This is a genomic window from Psychrobacter halodurans (assembly GCF_017498075.1).
Lineage (GTDB): Bacteria > Pseudomonadota > Gammaproteobacteria > Pseudomonadales > Moraxellaceae > Psychrobacter > Psychrobacter celer.
In genome coordinates this window covers 1-19963 of record NZ_JAGBKN010000036.1, presented here as the reverse complement: position 1 = coordinate 19963, position 19963 = coordinate 1, and the positions used below count along the sequence as shown (strand labels likewise).

The 19963-nt window shown below is 48.2% G+C and carries 12 protein-coding genes; 7 read left to right on the top strand and 5 right to left on the bottom strand.

Annotated elements, in window-relative coordinates:
- The first annotated feature begins 402 nt into the window (after positions 1 to 402).
- Positions 403 to 1998, top strand: coding sequence for an OmpA family protein (locus J3491_RS11355; protein WP_207970295.1), 1596 nt, complete (start codon positions 403 to 405; stop codon positions 1996 to 1998).
- 133 nt (positions 1999 to 2131) lie between these two features.
- Here J3491_RS11355 and nagZ read toward each other — a convergent pair whose 3' ends face one another.
- Positions 2132 to 3214, bottom strand: coding sequence for a beta-N-acetylhexosaminidase (nagZ, locus tag J3491_RS11350; protein ID WP_207970294.1), 1083 nt, complete (start codon positions 3212 to 3214; stop codon positions 2132 to 2134).
- A gap of 606 nt (positions 3215 to 3820) precedes the next feature.
- Between nagZ and J3491_RS11345 the strand changes: the two genes are divergently transcribed.
- Positions 3821 to 6037 carry a carboxy terminal-processing peptidase gene (locus tag J3491_RS11345; RefSeq protein WP_207970293.1) on the top strand — a complete coding sequence of 739 codons (2217 nt, stop codon included), beginning with the start codon at positions 3821 to 3823 and terminating at the stop codon, positions 6035 to 6037.
- Between the two features lie 541 nt (positions 6038 to 6578).
- Here J3491_RS11345 and J3491_RS11340 read toward each other — a convergent pair.
- Positions 6579 to 7064, bottom strand: a complete 486-nt coding sequence (locus J3491_RS11340) for an FKBP-type peptidyl-prolyl cis-trans isomerase (protein WP_207970292.1) — start codon at positions 7062 to 7064, stop codon at positions 6579 to 6581.
- 346 nt (positions 7065 to 7410) lie between these two features.
- Between J3491_RS11340 and J3491_RS11335 the strand changes: the two genes are divergently transcribed.
- Positions 7411 to 9408, top strand: a complete 1998-nt coding sequence (locus J3491_RS11335; RefSeq protein ID WP_207970291.1) for a M61 family metallopeptidase — start codon at positions 7411 to 7413, stop codon at positions 9406 to 9408.
- 121 nt (positions 9409 to 9529) lie between these two features.
- Here the strand turns inward: J3491_RS11335 and copM are convergent, their stop codons facing one another.
- Together copM and J3491_RS11325 are read right to left on the bottom strand one after the other, a co-directional pair.
- On the bottom strand, positions 9530 to 10399 hold the full coding sequence (gene copM / locus J3491_RS11330) for a CopM family metallochaperone (RefSeq protein ID WP_207970290.1): 870 nt from the start codon (positions 10397 to 10399) through the stop codon (positions 9530 to 9532).
- Positions 10400 to 10509: 110 nt separating this feature from the next.
- On the bottom strand, positions 10510 to 11142 hold the full coding sequence (locus J3491_RS11325; protein WP_207970289.1) for a pseudouridine synthase: 633 nt from the start codon (positions 11140 to 11142) through the stop codon (positions 10510 to 10512).
- A gap of 507 nt (positions 11143 to 11649) precedes the next feature.
- Between J3491_RS11325 and icd the strand changes: the two genes are divergently transcribed.
- Entirely contained in the window at positions 11650 to 12909 is a 1260-nt protein-coding gene (gene icd, locus J3491_RS11320) for an NADP-dependent isocitrate dehydrogenase (RefSeq protein ID WP_100748861.1), read from the top strand.
- A 181-nt stretch (positions 12910 to 13090) separates the two neighbouring features.
- Here the strand turns inward: icd and J3491_RS11315 are convergent, their stop codons facing one another.
- Positions 13091 to 15310: an NADP-dependent isocitrate dehydrogenase gene (locus J3491_RS11315; RefSeq protein WP_207970288.1), complete on the bottom strand. Its 2220-nt coding sequence runs from the start codon at positions 15308 to 15310 to the stop codon at positions 13091 to 13093.
- Between the two features lie 852 nt (positions 15311 to 16162).
- On the opposite strand from J3491_RS11315, the gene J3491_RS11310 reads away from it, so the two are divergent.
- From J3491_RS11310 to glyA, 3 genes are all read left to right on the top strand, one after another.
- Positions 16163 to 17542 carry a GNAT family N-acetyltransferase gene (locus J3491_RS11310; protein ID WP_207970296.1) on the top strand — a complete coding sequence of 460 codons (1380 nt, stop codon included), beginning with the start codon at positions 16163 to 16165 and terminating at the stop codon, positions 17540 to 17542.
- Between the two features lie 56 nt (positions 17543 to 17598).
- Positions 17599 to 18144, top strand: coding sequence for a chorismate--pyruvate lyase family protein (locus tag J3491_RS11305; RefSeq protein WP_207970287.1), 546 nt, complete (start codon positions 17599 to 17601; stop codon positions 18142 to 18144).
- Positions 18145 to 18428: 284 nt separating this feature from the next.
- Positions 18429 to 19685: a serine hydroxymethyltransferase gene (glyA, locus tag J3491_RS11300; RefSeq protein WP_207970286.1), complete on the top strand. Its 1257-nt coding sequence runs from the start codon at positions 18429 to 18431 to the stop codon at positions 19683 to 19685.
- The last annotated feature ends 278 nt before the right edge of the window (positions 19686 to 19963 follow it).

Genomic DNA, 19963 nt, shown 5'->3' with positions numbered 1-19963 from the left:
TGCCAAACATCGTCAAATAGCGGGTTTATATCCCGATATTAACGGCGCTATTTTCCTTGTTTGACCGCAATTTATCTCATTTTTATCACCATTTTCGAAATAAAGACACGCCCTAGTAAGTATGTCTCTGTTTTACTTTAAGCCTTTCTTTAAGCTTTTGCTTAAATGGCGCATTCGGGTAGGTCTCAGTGTGAGATAGTTACGTGTCTCAACTGAAACATTACTTAACGTAGCATTTGCACAACAACCTGTTGATTGTGAACGGATACTTAATACTTTTATAATAACAAAAGTTGAATGTATGAGTTGAACCTACAAAGCGGTGAACCTGTAAAGTATTGTTAAAAAAAGCATTGTGAAGAGTGTAATTACATAAATACGTATTAACGGAGGAATTATCCAATGGATATTATCAGTCATCTAACACGGACCGTCAGCCCTGCAGTACTAGGAGATGATCACAGCCCAGCCAAAGAAAGCTTGCTTGAGCAGTTTTATGCTATCTTTGCCGCGCGTCTTGCCGACCATGATACTTATGGACGCTTTGCAAATGAAAACATCGCCCGTGACGATCAAGAGTTTTATGACCGCGTCTGGACAGAAGGCGCTCACCGCGATCAAATCTCGCGTGAGCTGGCGGGCAAGCACAATGTCGATGCTACCGCCGCTCGCGGCTTGATTGCGATGGCAGCACCGCTCGCATTTCATGAAATCAAAAGCTTAGCAGGCACTACGCCTGTGCCGCAGTTCTTAAATGATAATTTGGCCAGTTATCAGCATCATATTCCTGCATGGGCAAGTACGGTCTTGCCAGCTGGCATGTTGGCGGCTACCCCAGCTGCGGGTGGTACTCGTATCTCTGATACCACCAGCACCGCACCATTGCAGCATACCGAAGAAGAAAAAGGCAGCTTTATGAAAGCGCTGCTACCGATTATTGGTTTGATCATTTTGGGGGCGCTGGCATGGGCGCTACTCAGAGGCTGTCAAGAGAACCCTGAACCTGTTGCCACACCAGTTGCCAGTGAGCAACAAGCAGCAGGCGATGAGCAAGTGGCAGTTGCAGCAGATGTAGAGCCTGCCTCACTGCGTATCGCGACGGGCGAAAACAATGAGCTGTATGCCTGCCGTATGAATGCCGGTGACGAAACCCTACAAAGCAAAGTGATGAACGCACTGACTGCCGCATTTGGCGATGAAGCCAATAAATGCCGCGCAGACGTCGATGATAACTTTGCCACCGATATGCCAGCCGCCGCTCAGCTTGCTTCTATTTTGCCCATCGTCAAAAACGTGCCAAACGCCAGCATGATCATAAAAGGTGATACCATCACCGTCAACGCCCCAGACGAAGCAGCGTTACAACAGCTAGTGACCGATTTACAAGCGGCTGCACCTGCCATGACTGTCCAAGCGGAAGGCCCACTAGACTTACAAGGCGAGATTGACGACAGTCTAACGGCCGCTGATGCCGCTATGAACAACTTGGGTGACAATCCAGACCCTCGTGATGTGGCGCGCGCCTTGAGCATACAAGTGATTAATTTTGAATTAGACAAAGCGATCATCCCTGATGCCAACAAAGCGCTACTGGACCGCGCGGCTAAAATCATCAATGAAGTACCAGATATGGAGCTGATGATTATCGGCCATACAGATAGCCAAGCGTCTGACGACTACAATATCGAGTTGTCACAAGAGCGCGCCGATGCTGTCAAAGAGTATTTGGTCGCCCAAGGAGTCGATGCCAGCAAACTGTCCACCAAAGGTATGGGTGAGTCAGAGCCAATCGCCGATAACTCAACTGAACAAGGCCGTTTCCGCAATCGCCGCATCGAGTTTGTCGTAAACGATGAGATCAATGTGGCAAATGAAGGCATGATAATCAGTAACGATGCGCTTGATCCAGACTTAAACCCGCTAGATAGTAACAACGATGACTTATTGCCAGATGGTGATGATGTCACTCAAGGTAGCGCTATCGATCCAGCAAACTAATATCAGCTGTGCTCAAAAAACCGCTTCTTATTAAGAAGCGGTTTTTATTTATCACAAATGTAATAATCAAAAACAAAGTATTGAATCTAGGGCGTGCCCTCATTTTAAAAATGGCAATAAAAAAGAGCTGCGATTATTTATAAGTGGTGGGGTCTATTGAGTCACTAGCAGAATGATTAGCAGGTGTCTCGGCCGCTGCAAAAAACGCCTGCATCACGTTTTGCTTGGCTTGCTGCCAGTAGTCAAACTGCTGACAAGTTGACTCAAGATCGCCTTGCCATGCTGGTATCTTGCCGGACATAGATTTGACACGGTTTTGGTTAGGATAGGGCAGCTCTTGCGCTGCTTGGGCGGCTTCATGAGCCGCGATACGGTCATTACAGACCAAAGCAATATCGCAGCCTGCGTTGATGGCCGCTTTTACCCGCGCACTGACATCGCCTGCTGCCTGCGCACCTGCCATCGACAAATCATCTGAAAACAGCACACCATCAAACTCTAATTGCTCACGGATGATGTCTTGTAGCCAAATCTTTGAAAACCCTGCAGGTTTATTATCCACTTGCGAAAAAATCACATGGGCGGGCATCAGCGCATCGAGCCATGGTAGGGTTTGGGCAAAGGGCTGCATGTCACTATTGATGATCTCATCCAAGCTGCGATTATCAATCGCTTCTGCCACGTGTGAGTCAGGTGCGATGGCACCGTGCCCAGGGAAATGTTTGCCTGTGGTCGCCATGCCAGCGGTTTTCATGCCGCGCATAAACTGAGAGGCCAAGGCAATGATGGCTTGCGGCTCTTGATGAAAACTGCGATCGCCGATGACTTGGCTGATACCGCCTCTATCAAGCACAGGTGCAAAGCTCAAATCAATCCCCACGGCCAGCACTTCTGTCGCCATCAGATAACCGCAGTCATAAGCGAGGCTTAGCGCCTGCGCCGGATCTTGCTCAAACCGCTCACCCAGCTTGCCCATCGCTGGCAAAGGGCTAAAGCCGTTGCGTAGTCGTGCCACGCGCCCACCTTCTTGATCGACGCCGATCAAGATATCAGGATTGTGGTAGCGTATGTCATCACAAAGCTGGCGCACTTGCGCGGCGTCAGCGACGTTGCGGGCAAACAAAATCACACCGCCGACTTGTGCTTGTTTGATTAAACTGACATCTTCAGCGGTCAGAGCAGTACTATCGATATCAATCATTAAAACGCCATACATTGCGTTATCCTTTTTGGTTATTACTTGATAAGTGGTTATCTTAAAATGCGGCTGTTACTGTCATTTAATAAGATTAACAATAAGGAGTACTAAGACGGGTGACGGTATTTGTGAAGACTGTACAGCTTGAGTCCCATCGATTCGTTACAGACACGCCTTAGTATATTGTGTAGATGGCCTTATTATGACAGTTATTAGGCACGGCGTATAATGCGCCAGATAAATGGCTTTAAATTGATGAGCTTATGGGGTTTAATGAGTGATCTCGTCGATGTACGAAAAGCGCTAGCAGCGCAAAGATGGACTGCGATAAATATGACAGAAAGTTTGGTACAGAGCGGCGTAGCGTGTAAGATTGTTTATACAGTTTAAGACAGTTTTATATGGATGCTCGTGATAATATTGATTGATTTTTCACGATATTTTAATGCTATCTGATCACTTCTGTATAGAATGCCGTATAGGTAGTCAGCTATTACAATCACTACAATCTGCGATACCAATGATTGTAATAACAGAGAGGGTATCAAGATAGCAGCAGAGCAAAGCCTTCTGGATTTTTACAATAACGATATTATTACTCACTTAAAAAACTAGGTATATATGATGAAAAAACAACCAGCACAGTGGTTACTCAGTGCAGTGTCAGTGGGCATCGCCGGTATTATTTTAACCCAAAGCTATAGCACCGCTGTGGCAGAGACCAGCACCGAAGGCTTTGTACCGACGCCTGAACAAAAAGTCACCACGCGCCAAGTCGCCGCCTTGCTAGATCGTAGTCATTATCTCAATCAGCCACTCGATAGCAACATGGGTAGCGAGATTTTATCGATGTATATCGATAGCCTAGACCCCAATCACACTTTGTTTTTGCAATCTGATGTCGATGAGTTTAAGAAAAAATACGCTGACGAGTTTGGCGCACGCCTCAAGCGCGGAGATTTGTCGGCGGGGGTAGAGATATTTGAGCGTTATCGCAAGCGCTCAAGTGAGTACTTCGCCATGGCAAGTAAAATGCTCAAGACCGATATTGATTTGACGGGTGATGAGACCATCATTTTAGACCGTGAAAAGCTTGGGCATTTTAAGACCAAAAAAGAGCAACGTGACTACTGGACGCGCCAGCTAAAGTTTCAGCTGATCAGCATCACCTTAGGGCAAGAAGACGAAAAAGCCAAAGAGCAGGTGTTTTTAAACAACCCCGATATCACGCGTGGTCAAGACCTCGTCCGTGATGACAAACGCACACCAAGTGAGATATTACTCAAACGTCTCACACGTCAGCAAGAGCAGTTTAAACGTCTCAAAGACGATGAAATCATGGAGACGATCTTAAATACAGCGATGCTGACCTATGACCCACACAGCAACTATTATGCGCCTATTCAAGCGACTGAGCTGCAAATTCAGTCAAGCTTGCAACTAGAAGGCATCGGTGTATCGATTCGCCCAGATCGCAAAAACCCAGACTATACGCGTATTGTCACGCTAGTCGATGGTGGCCCTGCAGCCAAAACTGGCCAGATAAAACCCAATGACTTGATCGTCGGTATCGCCAAAGACGGCAAAAACATGACCGATGTGGTCGGCTGGTCGACGCGAGAGATTGTCAGTTTGATTCGCGGTAAGCGCGGTACCTCAGTGACTCTCAAACTACGCCAGCCCAATACGCCAGACTCAAGTGCTCGCACCGTGACGGTGGTGCGCGATATCATTCAACAAGAAGAGTCGGGCGTCAAGCAGCGCGTCGTCGAAGTACAGCGTCCTAATATTGACAAAACGCCCAAACGTATCGGTGTGCTTGAGATACCAAGTTTTTATCTCAATTATCGCGCACGGCGCAATGGCGAAGACTATCGCAGCGTCAGCATCGATACCGAAAAGGCGCTAAAAGCCCTTAATAAAGAAAATATCGATGGGCTTGTGGTGGATTTACGCAACAACCCTGGCGGCTCTTTGGATGAAGTGGCCAAGATGCTGGGCTTTTTTATCAAGAGCGGGCCGCTCGTGCAGATTCGTGACAACCGTGGCAACATCCAAGTCTACCGCGACAACGATGGCGGCGAGCAGCTGTATGATGGCAAAATGGTGGTACTGACCAACTTAGCATCTGCCTCGGCCAGCGAAATCTTTGCTGCCGCTATCCAAGACTACGGACGCGGACTGGTTGTTGGTAGTACGACCACCGGTAAAGGCTCTGCTCAAATCCAGCTTGATAGCCTAGCGCTTGGGACAGCGACCTTGACCCAGCGTAAGTTTTATCGTGTGACGGGCGGCAGTACGCAAAACAAAGGCGTCGTCCCAGATATCGAGCTGGTCAATATCTATGATGATGCGACCTTTGGAGAGCGCGCGCAGAAAAAAGCCCTGCCTTGGGATACCATCAAGACAGCGCCGTACAAGCCTGAGGGCAAGTTTAGCAGCGATACCTTGGCGACACTCAATCAACAATCTAAGATTCGCCAACAGCAAAACCCGCAGTTCGTCTATCTCTCAACGCTTAATGATATCCGTGATATGGAAGATGAGAAAAAACCCATTCGCTTAGATATCAATAGCCGCCGCGCCAAGATGCAGCTGATCGAAAAACGCTCGCTTGAGGCAGAAAACAAGCGTCTGATTGCAACGGGCGAAAAGCCTTATAGTGATTGGAATACCTATCAAGCGGCGATGGATGCAAAGTTTGAAGAGCGCAGTCAGATGAAAGCCAATGAGCGCCCAGAGCTGCCAGAGGATGAAGTCTTTATCAATGAAGCTGCCTATATCATGTTAAGCGCAGAACCAAAGCAGCTGCTGAGCCCTAAAGAGGCGCTAGAGAAATGATGAGTGCTATCGAAACAACAATAGTATGTAAGCATATGCTTACACCGATTGACGTTTCGACCTCTTACTAACGATAGGGCAATCTGCGATTATAACTGTACGGCACGATTGAACGGAACGGTTCATGGATACTAGGGATTGGTATCTTAAAGGTCGCATCAGGGATAGGTGGTTTGCTGATTAGGGATGATAAGGCTGGATGCCTGTCAGTTATGAGATACCCCGGGATTAGGTATTTGATAACATTAACATGGATGGTTAGTGATAAAAGCCGCATAATGCTTGTCGTTATGCGGCTTTGTTACGTCTAGAGGATGGCGATTTATTGATAAACCATTGCGCCGCTCTCAATGACGCTTGTGCTAGCATGGTTCGGTCAGCTGCTAAAAACGCTGCTCGCCCAAACGTACCGTATAAACGAGCAGGCACAAAACAGCAGGCATAAAAAAAGCCGACTCAATTGAATCGACTCTGTTGGCCAGTTGGCTGATGTATCTTAAAGCCACCAGACCTTTTACTGCTTACCAAATGCAAGTAGCGATTAGTGCTGAACGCCACCAGCGCCATGTACATGGCCGTGGTTTAGCTCGTCTTCAGTAGCAGCGCGCACTTCTTGAATCTCAACATCAAACGTCAAACGCTTACCAGCCAATGGATGGTTGGCATCGACAGTGATTTCTTTGTCGTTTACTGCCGTGACGGTCACGAGCATCACTTGGCCGCCCGCTTCTGACTGGAACTGCATACCAGGCTGGATATCGTCGACACCTTGGAAGTTTTCACGTGGCACTTGCTGTACCGCTTGCTCTTGGTACTCACCGTAGCCATCAGCAGGCTCTACGACAGCGTTTACTTTTTCGCCAGCAGATTTGCCTTCTAGTTGTTTTTCTAGACCTGGGATGATATTGCTGTGACCATGTAGATAGGCAAGTGGTTGACCTTCTGGCGATTGGTCAAGGATGTTGCCTTCGTCGTCTTTTAGCGTGTAATTGAATGTGACGGCGGTGTCTTTTGCGATAGTAGTCATAAAATATCCTAAATATATCGATGTAAAAAATTAAATACGGTTGCAATAAACCTAAAAAAGCCAATCAGCCAGCCAAATAGCCACGTCATTAGTCAATTATCATCAGTTTATTTCGGTTTGTAAAAGTAACTTTAGCAGTTAGCATCTTTAATTGAGATGGCTTTGACAACTTTCAAGGCAAAAAACAGAAAAAATGCCAATTAATCACGTTAAATAGCTATTTTTTTTGAAATATAAACGGATGGACTCGCCAGATGCCTGAACTCTCCAGCATAAAACGTTTGCCAGTTGCGTTTTGTCTGTCGGGCTTCTACCATAATGATAACCATAAAAATGAGACAAGAAAATGACAAAGACTACCTCAAAGACCAATGAGCAGCCAGCCAACTATGATGCCAACGTACAGAGTACAGCAGACATCGACATTCGTTATCGTTTTGATTTTGCCCGTTTTGCTGAGCATTTGGTGGATGTGACGCTGAGCTTTACCGCCAGTACCGATGCGCCGAGGCTTTGGCTACCTGCATGGATACCAGGCAGTTATCTGATGCGCGAGTTTGCTCGCAATATCACCGCTGTCCATTATCAGGTGCTAGATGAGCAGGATACAGCTCGTGATACGTCGTCACAGCCTTATCGTGGCCAAAAAACAGACAAGCACACATGGCAGCTCCCGCAGATAAAGGCAGGACAGAGCGTCAGCGTTCATTATGAGGTCTACTGTTATGATCTGTCGGTGCGCACCGCCTACGTCGATCAGCAGCGATTGTATGGTAACTTTACCTCGCTTGCATTGGCTGTTGAAGGCCAAGAGCAGCAAAAGCTGCAAGTGAGTCTTATCGTTCCTGCAACGTTTTTGGCAGATAAAGATGAGGCGCGTGTTTGTCTGGCGATAGGCGTGGACTATACAGAGCTGCAGCTAGAGGGGCAGCTGTGCTTTGCGCTACAAGTGCCAAGCTACCATGACTTGATTGACTATCCGTTTGAGATTGCCGAGCAAGATAGGTTTGACTTTATTATTCAAGACAGCGCGCATCAGACACTGCGTCACCGTTTTTATCTGTCAGGCAAGCACAGCAGCAATATGGGTAGATTGCAGCAGGACATCACCCAGATCTGCCAGAGCTATGTAGACTGGCTAGGCGATGCGCCTTTTGCGGATTATACCTTTATGACCTTTGCCAGTGGGCAGGACTACGGCGGGCTTGAGCATATCAATTCTACCAGCCTGATCACCCCGCGCCGCGACCTGCCAAGTATCGATGAGCCAAAAATACCCAGCAGCGATTATCAGCGTTTTTTGGGCTTGTGTAGTCATGAGTACTTTCATGCATGGTGGGTCAAGACGGTGCGCCCCGATGTGATGCTCGAGGTTGATCTACGAAAGGAGGCGTTTACGCCTTTGCTGTGGGTGTTTGAAGGATTTACCTCCTATGTGGACGACTTTATGCTGCAATCATCAGGTGTCATCGATAAAGCCAGCTATCTGAAGCTGCTGGCTGAGCAAATCAATCGCTACTACCAGACGCCAGGACGCGCATATCAGAGCGTGGCTGAGTCGAGCTTTGATGCTTGGATTAAGCTGTATCGCAATGATGAAAACACAGGCAACGCAGGTATCAGCTATTATAATAAAGGTGCTTTGGTGGCGCTTTGCTTGGATTTGACTTTGCTTGAGAAAACTAAGGGTCGCTATCGCTTGTTTGATGTGATACAGGAGTTCTATCGACAGGCCAAGCAAAATGACAAGAAGCGCATCGGTATCAGCAGTGCCGATATGGGCGCGGTCATCAGTCAGTTTATGCCGCTTGATGTCTGGCAGGATTTTGAGCGCCGCTACGTCAATGGCGTTGAGGCGTTGCCGATACAGACATTGCTGAGTGCCAATGGTGTCAAGTTACATGTCAATAGTAAGGAGACGGCGGACAAGCATGTGCCTTGGGGTATGCGCTGTAGCGACACCCCAGCAGGTCTCAAAGTCAATCGAGTCCTACGCGGTAGTGCGGCGGCGCGTGCGGGTATCTCCGCCCATGATGTGATCGTCGCCATCGACGGTATCAAAGCCGACGCCAAACAGCTATCGCCTCTGAGTACATCTGCGCGCAAGATTGACTGTCATTTGTTTCGCCGCGATGAGCTGATGTCGGTCACCGTATTACCCAAAGCGGCCGCTGAGAAGAAAAATGCAGCAGTAGATACTGAGCAAGACGGCCTCTATCAAGATTGCCCTTATAAAGTCACTTTGCATCTTGCAACACCCACGAGCGCATCGCCCAGTGATGAGGAGGCATCGCCGACCCAAGCAGGCTGGCATACATGGCTAAATGTGTGGGCAGATAGGTAGGCTAAAGTCGCCCTTTCGTTGTCTGAGAGTGGATTAGAGGCTAAGGGCTAAAGACTGTTCGCTGTGTCGCCAAAGAGAGGCTTGGTGACACAGCTGGCTTGCCATATGTATTTGTGTGTATTTATGACTCACCATCTTTGGCAGGTGCTGTAGCAGGCTCCTTAGACGGCTGAGATTGAGACGATTGAGCTTGATCGTCTGACGCGTCAGTCGTAGAGTCCGCATCTGCATTGGTATTTGTCTTAGCGGCGTCCGCACTGCGGCTTGCAATCCAGTTTTGCATCAGCTCAATCTCAGCTTGCTGGGTGTCGATGATGCTTTGTGCCAACTGGCGCATCTCTTCGTCAGTACCGTACTTGAGCTGTACGTTGGCCATATCTACCGCGCCGATATGATGCGGCAGCATACCGCGAGCAAACGCCATGTCTGGCTGCGGGTCGGCGATACCAAGCACCATATCACCGTGTAAAACATCCATGCTTCTGGCATAGGCCTGCTGCATGGCTTCTGTGTGCGGGTTGGTTTTGACGGTGTCGGGGTGGCTGGCAAGCCACTTATTTAACGTATCAATCTCTAGCTGCTGGGCGTCAATGACGTTTTGCGCCAGTTGCCGCATGCTATCATCTGTCCCGTGTTTTAGCTGGATCTTTGCCATCTCAATCGCCCCGCGATGATGACCAAGCATGGCTTTGGCAAACGCGGTATCAGGATCGTTATAACCCATACCGATCATCATCTCATCGTGCATACGTGTCATCGCCTTCGTATAGTCTCTGAGCATATCGGTCATTTGTGTCTCGTTTGCTGCATCATCTTCTGCTAGCACATCATCCGTTTGCGTATCCGCTGGGTTGACCTCTAGGTCGGTTACGGGCGGCGTTGCGGTATCGCTAGGCGTCGCCTCATCCTCAGTCGCCGGCTGACAGGCACTTAATATCAGCGCAGCAGCAATACTGGTGGCAAGCAAAGAAAAGCGACGAGAAGCAATCATGACATATTCCTATTATAAAGCGGCAATGATAAAAACAGACGAGTGATGAGATAATATCCGTAATGTGCTGAATCTTAACAGATAAACCTTACCAGTTCGAGACATGATGTTTAGAGCGTGTGCCCAATCCCTAATTGTCGACAGCGCTCGTCATTCAGATGAATACGGACAAACTCACCGACCCCCAAACGGCCTAACTCAAACCCTGCAACCGACCAGCGTATCAAACGCAGACAAGGCAGACCCACATGAGCGGTCATACGCCTGACTTGGCGGTTTTTGCCTTCGTAGATGGTCAGCATTAGCCAAGACGTTGGGACGTTTTTGCGTTCACGTATCGGCGGATTGCGGGGCCATAAGGCTATTGGCAAGTCCGCCTCTGTGACCATCTGGGCGAGCGCAGGTAAGGTTTTACCGTCTTTTAGGTGCACGCCTTCGCTCAAGGCTTGTAGCTGTGCAGGCGTTACGATCCCCTCGACCTGTACCAAATAGGTCTTGCCTTGTTTGTGCTTGTCTTTTTTAAAGCTCGCCGCCGATGGTGGCTGGGTAATGGCTTTGTTGACTCGGCCATCACTGGTCAAAATCAGTAGCCCCTCTGAGGTTGCATCAAGCCGGCCCGCCACTCGCAGCGACTTATCGGTAAAGTATGCCGATAGGGTGGCGTGATCATTATTACTGTCGTCACGGAACTGACTTTGCACCCCATAAGGCTTATTGAACAAAATGAGACTAGAGCTCGGCATGGTGTAAACATTCCTAAAATAAACTGACAAAGCGGTCAAAGGGCACTATTAAGTATAAAACAAGTATAAACAGCGCCGGTTGCAGCCGTTGGTGTGGTATCGATCTTGAATGCTGCGACTATAACACCGTCCCATCAGCGAATAAACACCATGTTATCATTATGGTTTTATGTCTTTGACATCCCGATAGGCACTATAGTCAATCCGGTATAAAAATGATCTGATAGCCACGTATCCGATTTTAAACAATAAATGGCGAAGCAGCATACAGTAACATCTCATCAAAACCCTAGCATATAACGCCTTGTGATTTGTTAATGCTGTATAAACTATCTTTATAATTATGCTCGTTATGGGCCAATTGTGTTTTTGTCCTCTATGGTTTAGGCAAGTTTTGCAGTATGGTAAATGACATAAGGAGTTACTCATCAGATTGGCAAAAGTACGATAAATGACCAAGATATATAATTAAATAACTCATAATTAAATCATTAAGGAGTGTTACCCATGTCCTACGATAAAGTGATCGTCCCAAGAGACGGCGAAAAAGTCACGGTAAATGCTGACTTGTCTTTAAATGTGCCCAATCATCCGATTATCCCTTTTGTCGAGGGTGATGGTATCGGAGTCGATATCACGCCTGTGATGATAAAAGTCGTCAATGCAGCAGTAGACAAGGCTTATCATGGCAAAAAATCCATCATTTGGATGGAGACCTATCTCGGCGAAAAAGCGGCAAAAGTATACGATGGGGATTATTTGCCCAACGAGACGCTGGAGATTTTAAAAGACTATGTCATCAGTATCAAAGGGCCATTGACGACCCCAGTGGGCGGCGGTTTTCGCTCGCTCAATGTCGCGGTACGCCAAGAGCTCGACTTGTATGTGTGCCAGCGACCCGTGCGCTGGTTTGAAGGGGTGCCAAGCCCAGTACAGCATCCTGAGCTGACGGACATGGTGATCTTCCGCGAAAACTCAGAAGATATCTATGCTGGCATCGAATGGAAGGCAGGCAGTGATGAGGCTAAAAAAGTCATTAAGTTTTTAAAAGAAGAGATGGGCGTCACCAAGATTCGCTTCGATGATGACTGCGGTATCGGCATCAAACCTGTCTCAAAAGAAGGCTCGCAGCGCTTAGTGCGTAAGGCCATTCAGTATGCCATCGACAATGATTTGCCTAGTGTCACCTTGGTGCACAAGGGCAATATCATGAAATTTACTGAAGGCGCGTTTAAGGATTGGGGCTATGAGCTTGCCGCAGAGCGCTTCGGTGCCGAGCTATTGGATGGCGGGCCTTGGATGACGATGAAAAACCCAAAAACAGGCAATGACATCGTCATCAAAGACGTCATCGCTGATGCCTTTTTGCAGCAAATCCTCATGCGCCCTGCTGATTATTCAGTGGTGGCGACGCTCAACCTAAACGGCGACTATATATCCGACGCCCTCGCAGCAGAAGTTGGCGGCATCGGTATCGCACCAGGTGCTAATAAAGGCGGCGCAATCGCGGTTTATGAAGCGACGCATGGTACGGCGCCCAAATACGCTGGACAAAACAAAGTCAACCCAGGGTCGCTCATCTTATCCGCTGAGATGATGCTGCGAGACATGGGCTGGACGGAAGCGGCTGATTTGATCATCAGCGGTATCCAAGGTGCTATCGCTAATAAGACAGTGACCTATGATTTTGAGCGGTTGATGCCAGATGCTATTTTGCTGAGTACTTCTGAGTTTGGTAAAGCCATTATCAAGCACATGCACGCTTAAACGCCGGGGCATGTCTGCAACTTAATCAATGCGTCTTTACATAAGGACGCACCCTAAAAATAAGCAAAAAAACACCCTTTAGATTTCAGATCTAAAGGGTGTTTTTTATGCTAAAAGTGGGCGTAAAGGCTTAAATACATCCTTTACGCCCAGCGCTCAGGCATATCAGCGGCGCATCAGATTATAATGAGGCGATCGCTTCGTTGAACAACGTGCTTGGACGCATCACTTGCTCAGCCAGTTTTTCATCGGCTAAGTAGTAGCCTTTGATATCTACCGACTTGCCTTGGGCATCATTCAACTCTTTGATGATGGCCGCTTCGTCACGCTGCAGTTGTTCTGCCAGCGGTGTAAACTGCGCTTTTAACTCGCTATCTTTGTCTTGAGCCGCCAGCTCTTCTGCCCAGTACATCGCTAGGTAGAAGTGGCTGCCACGGTTGTCAATCTCGCCTGTCTTACGCGATGGTGACTTGTTGTTTATTAGCAGTTTTTCTGTGGCTTTGTCGAGGGTATCTGCCAATACTTGCGCTTTGGCATTGTTGTCGTTTTTGGCCAAATGCTCCAAAGATTCGGTCAAGGCTAAGAATTCGCCTAGTGAGTCCCAGCGCAAGTGGTTTTCTTCTACCAACTGCTCGACATGCTTTGGTGCTGAACCGCCTGCACCTGTCTCAAACAAACCGCCGCCTTTCATGAGTGGCACGACCGATAGCATCTTGGCACTGGTACCAAGCTCTAAGATAGGGAACAAATCTGTTAAGTAATCACGCAAGATGTTACCAGTAGCAGAGATGGTGTCTAGACCGCGAGCGACGCGCTCTAAGGTATAACGCATGGCGCGAACCTGAGACATGATTTCGATATGTAGGCCATCGGTGTCATGGTCTTTTAGGTACATTTTGACTTTTTTGATCAGCTCGTTTTCGTGCGGACGGTATGGGTCTAGCCAGAAGATCACTGGCGTGTCTGACTCACGGGCACGGCGTACGGCCAGTTTTACCCAGTCTTGGATCGGGGCATCTTTGGTCTGACACATGCGCCAGATATCGCCTTTTTCGACGGCTTGCTCCATGAGGACTTCACCAGTATCCACATCTACGATACGAGCGATACCAGCGTCGCTTGACTCAAAGGTCTTGTCGTGTGAGCCGTATTCTTCCGCTTTTTGAGCCATGAGGCCGACGTTTGGTACTGTACCCATGGTGGTTGGGTCAAAGTTGCCATGCCATTTGCAGAAGTTGATCATTTCTTGATAAATACGCGCAAAGGTAGACTCTGGCATGACCGCTTTACAGTCATACATTTTGCCATCTGCGCCCCACATCTTACCGCCTGAGCGAATCATCGCAGGCATTGAGGCATCGACGATCACATCGCTTGGTGAGTGGAAGTTGGTGATGCCTTTTGAAGAGTCAACCATCGCCAGACGTGGACGATGTACTTGACAAGCATGCAAGTCGCGCTCGATCTCTTCTTGTAGAGAGGTTGGCAGCTCTTTGATTTTGTCGTAAAGTGATGCCATACCGTTATTGACGTTGATGCCTAACTCATCAAAGAGCGCACCATGTTTTTGAAAAGCGTCTTTATAATACGTTCTGACCGCGTGACCGAAGACGATAGGGTGAGATACCTTCATCATCGTGGCTTTTACGTGCAATGAAAATAAGATACCTGCTTCGCGGCAGTCTTCCATTTCGCGCTCATAAAACTCAAGTAGCGCTTTTTTGCTCATAAACATCAGATCGATGACTTCTTTATCCAACAAAGCAATCTCTGGCTTTAGGACTTTGGTGGTGCCATCTTCGAGCAACAGCTCCATACGTACGGTACGAGCCTTGTCGAGGGTCATCGATTGCTCGCCGTCATAAAAGTCGCCGCTGTGCATGTGTGAGACGTGGGTGCTTGACCACTGTTTCCACTCACCCATTGAGTGCGGATGCTTACGTGCGTAGTTTTTGACCGCTTTTGGCGCGCGGCGATCAGAGTTACCTTCACGCAGTACGGGGTTGACCGAGCTACCTAGTGCTTTGCCGTAGCGCTTACGGATGCTTTCTTCTTCCTCAGTTTTTGGCTCATCAGGGAAGTCAGGTAGGGCATAGCCTTTGCTTTGCAATTCCTTGATAGCGGCTTTTAGCTGCTGTACTGAGGCACTGATGTTCGGCAGTTTGATGATGTTGGCATTTGGGTCTTGGGTTAGGCGACCTAGCTCTGCGAGGTTGTCAGCTACGCGCTGCTCTTCAGTAAGGTACTCAGGGAATTCGGCCAACACACGCGCGGCCACAGAGATATCGCTGATATCGACAGAAACGCCTGCTGTCTTGGTAAAGGCTTTGACAATCGGCAAGAATGATAAGGTCGCCAGTGCTGGGGCTTCGTCAGTTTTTGTATAAATAATTTTTGACATATTAGTAGAATATTCCTATAGGCTGTAGTGAATAATAAAGCTCAAATATAATGCTACAAATCGTTAAACGACATATCGTTAAATAATACTATGCAATAGCAAACGCTATGGTTCGATCCCGTACATTATATGTAGTCTCTTGCAATGGTTGAGGCTACTTAAGTTTCTTGTTGCTGTTGGCTAGCCTTTATAACCGTAGTGGCTAGCTTTGATTGGTTTTTATTCAAAAGGCGCTTGCAATGGTGATATCACCATCTAAAAAAAGCGACCTAAAAGCAAATGGCTAAGAGTATATTATAAAGGATCCACTATAAATTCGATACGGTGTCAATCCTATATCATGAACTAAGTATACTGTTTTCGCTTATGTCCTATGTACCAAAATTATATTAAGCTAAGAACAGCGTTATTCTACCAGTCATCCGTTTTTATATCATCCCTTCCCAGCGATTACCGTCATTTCATGGGTGCTTACCCGTTATCAATTAAGTAAATCCAAGCCGTGCGTCATTCTTACTTGCCAGACTCCCAAACCTTTATTATCCATTCTGATTATCAAGCGTCGCTCTAAAACCGCGCTTTCACTGTTGGTGGTTTTTATAAAGTGGTGAGTGCGCTTTGCAAATTGTGACAGCAAACCGGCAAAAATTTGTTAGGCTATTTTAGGTTAGGGCATACCTTTGTCTCACATACAGCGATAAGCCTGAGGTAAAGCGGCGATGGCTGATACTTGCTGCCGTTTTGACGCGCGCCGGCATCTCACCATGTTTGGGCGGTTTTTGTGAGTGATTGACTGATATACGCCCTAAATAAAACATTGACACACATAGAGCGGCTAGAGTGACCATGAGCATATGTTTAAAATACGCATTGATGAGTGATACCAGCTGGCAGCAGATGGCAGAGTGGCAAACGCCAGACACGCCGTTTATGTCCTTTGATTTTTGGCAAGCGCTGGCAGACACGGGCGCCATCGGTGAGCAGGCAGGCTGGCTACCGATATATGTCTTGATCCATCAGGTCGATGAGGGTACAACGCCGCCAAACGCCGCTGACATCAAAAACAGCAAGGCACACTCTGACGGTGACAATAGGGCATCAGAGACTGCAGGCGACAAGGTATCCGTCACGCATCCTATAGCGGTGCTGCCAGTCTTTATTAAGGGTCACCACCGCGGTGAGTTTGTGTTTGATCATGCTTGGGCAGAGGCCTACGCGCGCTATGGTGTCGACTACTATCCGCGGCTGGTCAGTAGCGTACCTTATACGCCGATTACCGGTCAGCGGTTTTGGCTGGCTGATGGCGAGCGCCTGCGTGCCGATATCATTAGAACTGCCCTAGCAGGCGTAGATGATATTGCTCAGCATGTGGGGGCGTCAAGCTGGCATGGACTGTTTGTCACGCCTGAGCTGGCCGATATTGTAGCTGCCGTCATGCCGACAGATAGCGATGTCATAAGTGCACTGGCAGCGCAAGAGCAGGGCGGCGCAGCGGCGGCCATCGACATACCTTTACTGGAGCGTCAGGGCTGTCAGTTTTTGTGGCAAAACCAAGACTTATTAAAAGGCGCGCAACCATTTGCAGATTTTGAGGCGTTTTTGGCAACGTTAAGAGCCAAAAAGCGCAAGACCATCCGCGCTGAGCGCCGCAAGGTCACCGAGCAAGGCATCCGTTGTCAGCGTAAATGCGGTGATGCGATTTGTGAGGAGGACTGGCATGCTTTTTATCATTGCTATGTGATGACCTATGCGGTGCGCGGCCAGCAGCCTTATTTAACGTTAGATTTTTTTATGGCGTTGGCCGCGAGTATGCCTGAGCACCTGATGCTGGCTCAAGCGCGTGATGCGCATGGTGATATCATTGCCAGTAGTTTGTTTTTGTACGATAAACCCGATAGCAAAGACGCGACTTTATACGGTCGCTATTGGGGCGCGCTGGCGGACTATGACAGCTTGCATTTTGAGCTGTGCTATTATCAAGGCATCGAGTTTGCTATCGAGCAGGGTTTGAGCTATTTTGATCCAGGGACGCAAGGCGAGCATAAGCTGGTTCGCGGTTTTATACCGACGGCGACCCACTCGTTGCACCGTGTTTATGATGGGCGGTTTGTGCCAGCGATTGCGGATTTTTGCCGTAGAGACAAAGAGCATATGGCCGAGTATCGCCGACGAGCATTTGACGCCTTACCGTTCAATGCCGATAATATGGCCGCCGCTGCTGCCAGTCGCTAGCGCTGCTCTCATCTATTTTTTATCTGTCTTTTATCCGTCATCATTAGCCGCTTATTATGCCTAGTAACCACCTGTTTTGCCCTGTACCGCCGCCTGCCGAGCTACACGCTTGGCTCAATGTCGAAGGCTCTTTGACTGCTGTGCTTGAGGTAAAAGCTCGGCAGCCCTTGCGCGTTGAGCGCAGTTTTGAGGGCTATCGCGCACTGACACTGGCACAAAAACGCCATCTGGGTGTACGAGGCGCGCAGCTAAATCGGCCGATGCTGGCGTGGGTACGCGAGGTGTACCTATATGGCAATGATGAGCAGCCGTGGGTTGAGGCACAGAGTATCTTTCCGTTGTCCAGTCTCAAAGGCCGCGCCCGCCGTTTGCAGCAGCTCAAGGGTACGCCCATCGGTTATGTGTTGTTTAAGCGCAGTCGCACGTTGCCCAATCAGCGTTTTATCTCGCAGACGGCCAAAGGCTGGCAACGGCAAACGCGTTATGACTGGCATGGGCGTACGCTACTGATCAGCGAGACGTTTTTGCCCGCGTTCAGCCAAAACAGACAATCACAGATAGGCTGCAACAGAGAACAGAAAAAATTATATCCAAGCAAATAAATATACCGTGATAAATACTTTATTTTATTGGCTATTTATTTGCGTTATAAGGCCATTTAATTTGTTCAGCTTAGCGTGAGGTTTTTTTGCGCTCACCATACAAATTTTCATGTTACACTTAAACTTTAGCGATGATATCGACGCCTGCGTGTCGATTTGATTGTCGATATAGACACGTCAATGACAGGTCAATTGCCTGTGCTTGCCTGTTTTACCTCCTTTTGCTACTCGCTTCTTTTCGATAAACACTACCATTAACGATAGCCACTACCTAGGACATTATTATGTTTAAAGATATTTCTATCAAAGAGTTTGATCCAGTACTTGCAGAAGCCATGGCCGCCGAAAGCGTGCGTCAAGAAAACCATATCGAGCTTATTGCCTCAGAAAACTACTGCTCACAAGCGGTTATGGAAGCACAAGGCACCGACCTAACCAACAAATACGCGGAAGGCTATCCAGGCAAGCGTTACTACGGCGGCTGTGAGCACGTCGATGTGATCGAGCAATTGGCCATCGACCGCGCAAAAGAGCTGTTTGGTGCAGAATACGTCAACGTCCAGCCACACTCTGGTAGTCAGGCAAACTCTGCCGTATTTTTGGCTTTGTTAGAAGCCAATGACACCGTACTTGGCATGAGCCTAGACGCTGGTGGTCACTTGACTCACGGCGCGCACATCAACTTCTCAGGCCTGAACTACAACGCCGTACAGTATGGCCTCGTCGAAGGCACTGGTCTGATCGACTATGATCAAGTTGATGCTCTGGCTCGTGAGCACAAGCCAAAGATGATCATCGCAGGTTTTTCCGCGTATTCACAAGTCGTTGATTGGCAGCGTTTCCGTGATATCGCCGACGAAGTGGGCGCGTACTTGCTGGTTGATATGGCACACGTGGCGGGTCTGGTTGCAGGCGGCGTTTACCCAAGCCCAGTGCCCTTTGCCGATGTGGTCACCACCACCACGCATAAAACCCTACGCGGCCCGCGCTCAGGTATGATCTTGGCGCGTGATGAGAAGCTGGCGAAAAAGCTAAACTCTGCTGTCTTCCCAGGCAACCAAGGTGGCCCGCTCATGCACGTCATCGCGGCAAAAGCGGTTTGCTTTAAAGAAGCGCTAGAAGACAACTTTAAAACCTATCAGCAGCAAGTGGTCAAAAACGCCCAAGCAATGGCAAAAGTCATCCAAGAGCGTGGCTATGAAATCATCTCTGGCGGTACTGAAAACCACTTGATGCTCATCAGCCTAGTCAAGCAAGAAATGACGGGTAAAGAAGCAGACAAATGGCTTGGTGATGCCCACATTACTGTGAACAAAAACGCTGTACCAAACGATCCAAAATCGCCGTTTGTTACCTCTGGTATCCGTATCGGTACGCCAGCGATTACCACGCGCGGCTTTAACGAAGCACAAGCAGGCGGGTTGGCAGGCTGGATCTGTGACGTACTAGACAGCCGCGGTGACGAAAAAGTCGCTGCTGAAGTACGCGGCAAAGTAGAAGCCATCTGTAAAGAGTTACCAGTTTACGAAAAAAACCAGTAATTTTCGATTGCTTGATTTTTACAGTTAGGTTGAAAAAAACCGCTTAGCTTAATGGCTAGGCGGTTTTTTATTGCACTGGCGTTTATTTTTTAAGTGGTCAGTTTATGCGAATTAAACCGTCTATACATACAAAGCTGGGCAATCCGTCACTTTAAAAAACTCTCTGTTAATACGACTTGATAGTATAGTCAATTCATTCTAAAAATGACATAGCGCTGCTGGGATGAATTTTGCGCAGCCTCTGTGATAACAGCACGCAAGTAAAATTTATACCAGTA

Coding starts and splice junctions, on each gene's coding strand:
- J3491_RS11355 (WP_207970295.1), top strand. CDS start 403: ATGGATATTATCAGTCATCTAACACGGACCGTCAGCCCTGCAGTACTA.
- nagZ (WP_207970294.1), bottom strand. CDS start 3,214: ATGTATGGCGTTTTAATGATTGATATCGATAGTACTGCTCTGACCGCT.
- J3491_RS11345 (WP_207970293.1), top strand. CDS start 3,821: ATGAAAAAACAACCAGCACAGTGGTTACTCAGTGCAGTGTCAGTGGGC.
- J3491_RS11340 (WP_207970292.1), bottom strand. CDS start 7,064: ATGACTACTATCGCAAAAGACACCGCCGTCACATTCAATTACACGCTA.
- J3491_RS11335 (WP_207970291.1), top strand. CDS start 7,411: ATGACAAAGACTACCTCAAAGACCAATGAGCAGCCAGCCAACTATGAT.
- copM (WP_207970290.1), bottom strand. CDS start 10,399: ATGATTGCTTCTCGTCGCTTTTCTTTGCTTGCCACCAGTATTGCTGCT.
- J3491_RS11325 (WP_207970289.1), bottom strand. CDS start 11,142: ATGCCGAGCTCTAGTCTCATTTTGTTCAATAAGCCTTATGGGGTGCAA.
- icd (WP_100748861.1), top strand. CDS start 11,650: ATGTCCTACGATAAAGTGATCGTCCCAAGAGACGGCGAAAAAGTCACG.
- J3491_RS11315 (WP_207970288.1), bottom strand. CDS start 15,310: ATGTCAAAAATTATTTATACAAAAACTGACGAAGCCCCAGCACTGGCG.
- J3491_RS11305 (WP_207970287.1), top strand. CDS start 17,599: ATGCCTAGTAACCACCTGTTTTGCCCTGTACCGCCGCCTGCCGAGCTA.
- glyA (WP_207970286.1), top strand. CDS start 18,429: ATGTTTAAAGATATTTCTATCAAAGAGTTTGATCCAGTACTTGCAGAA.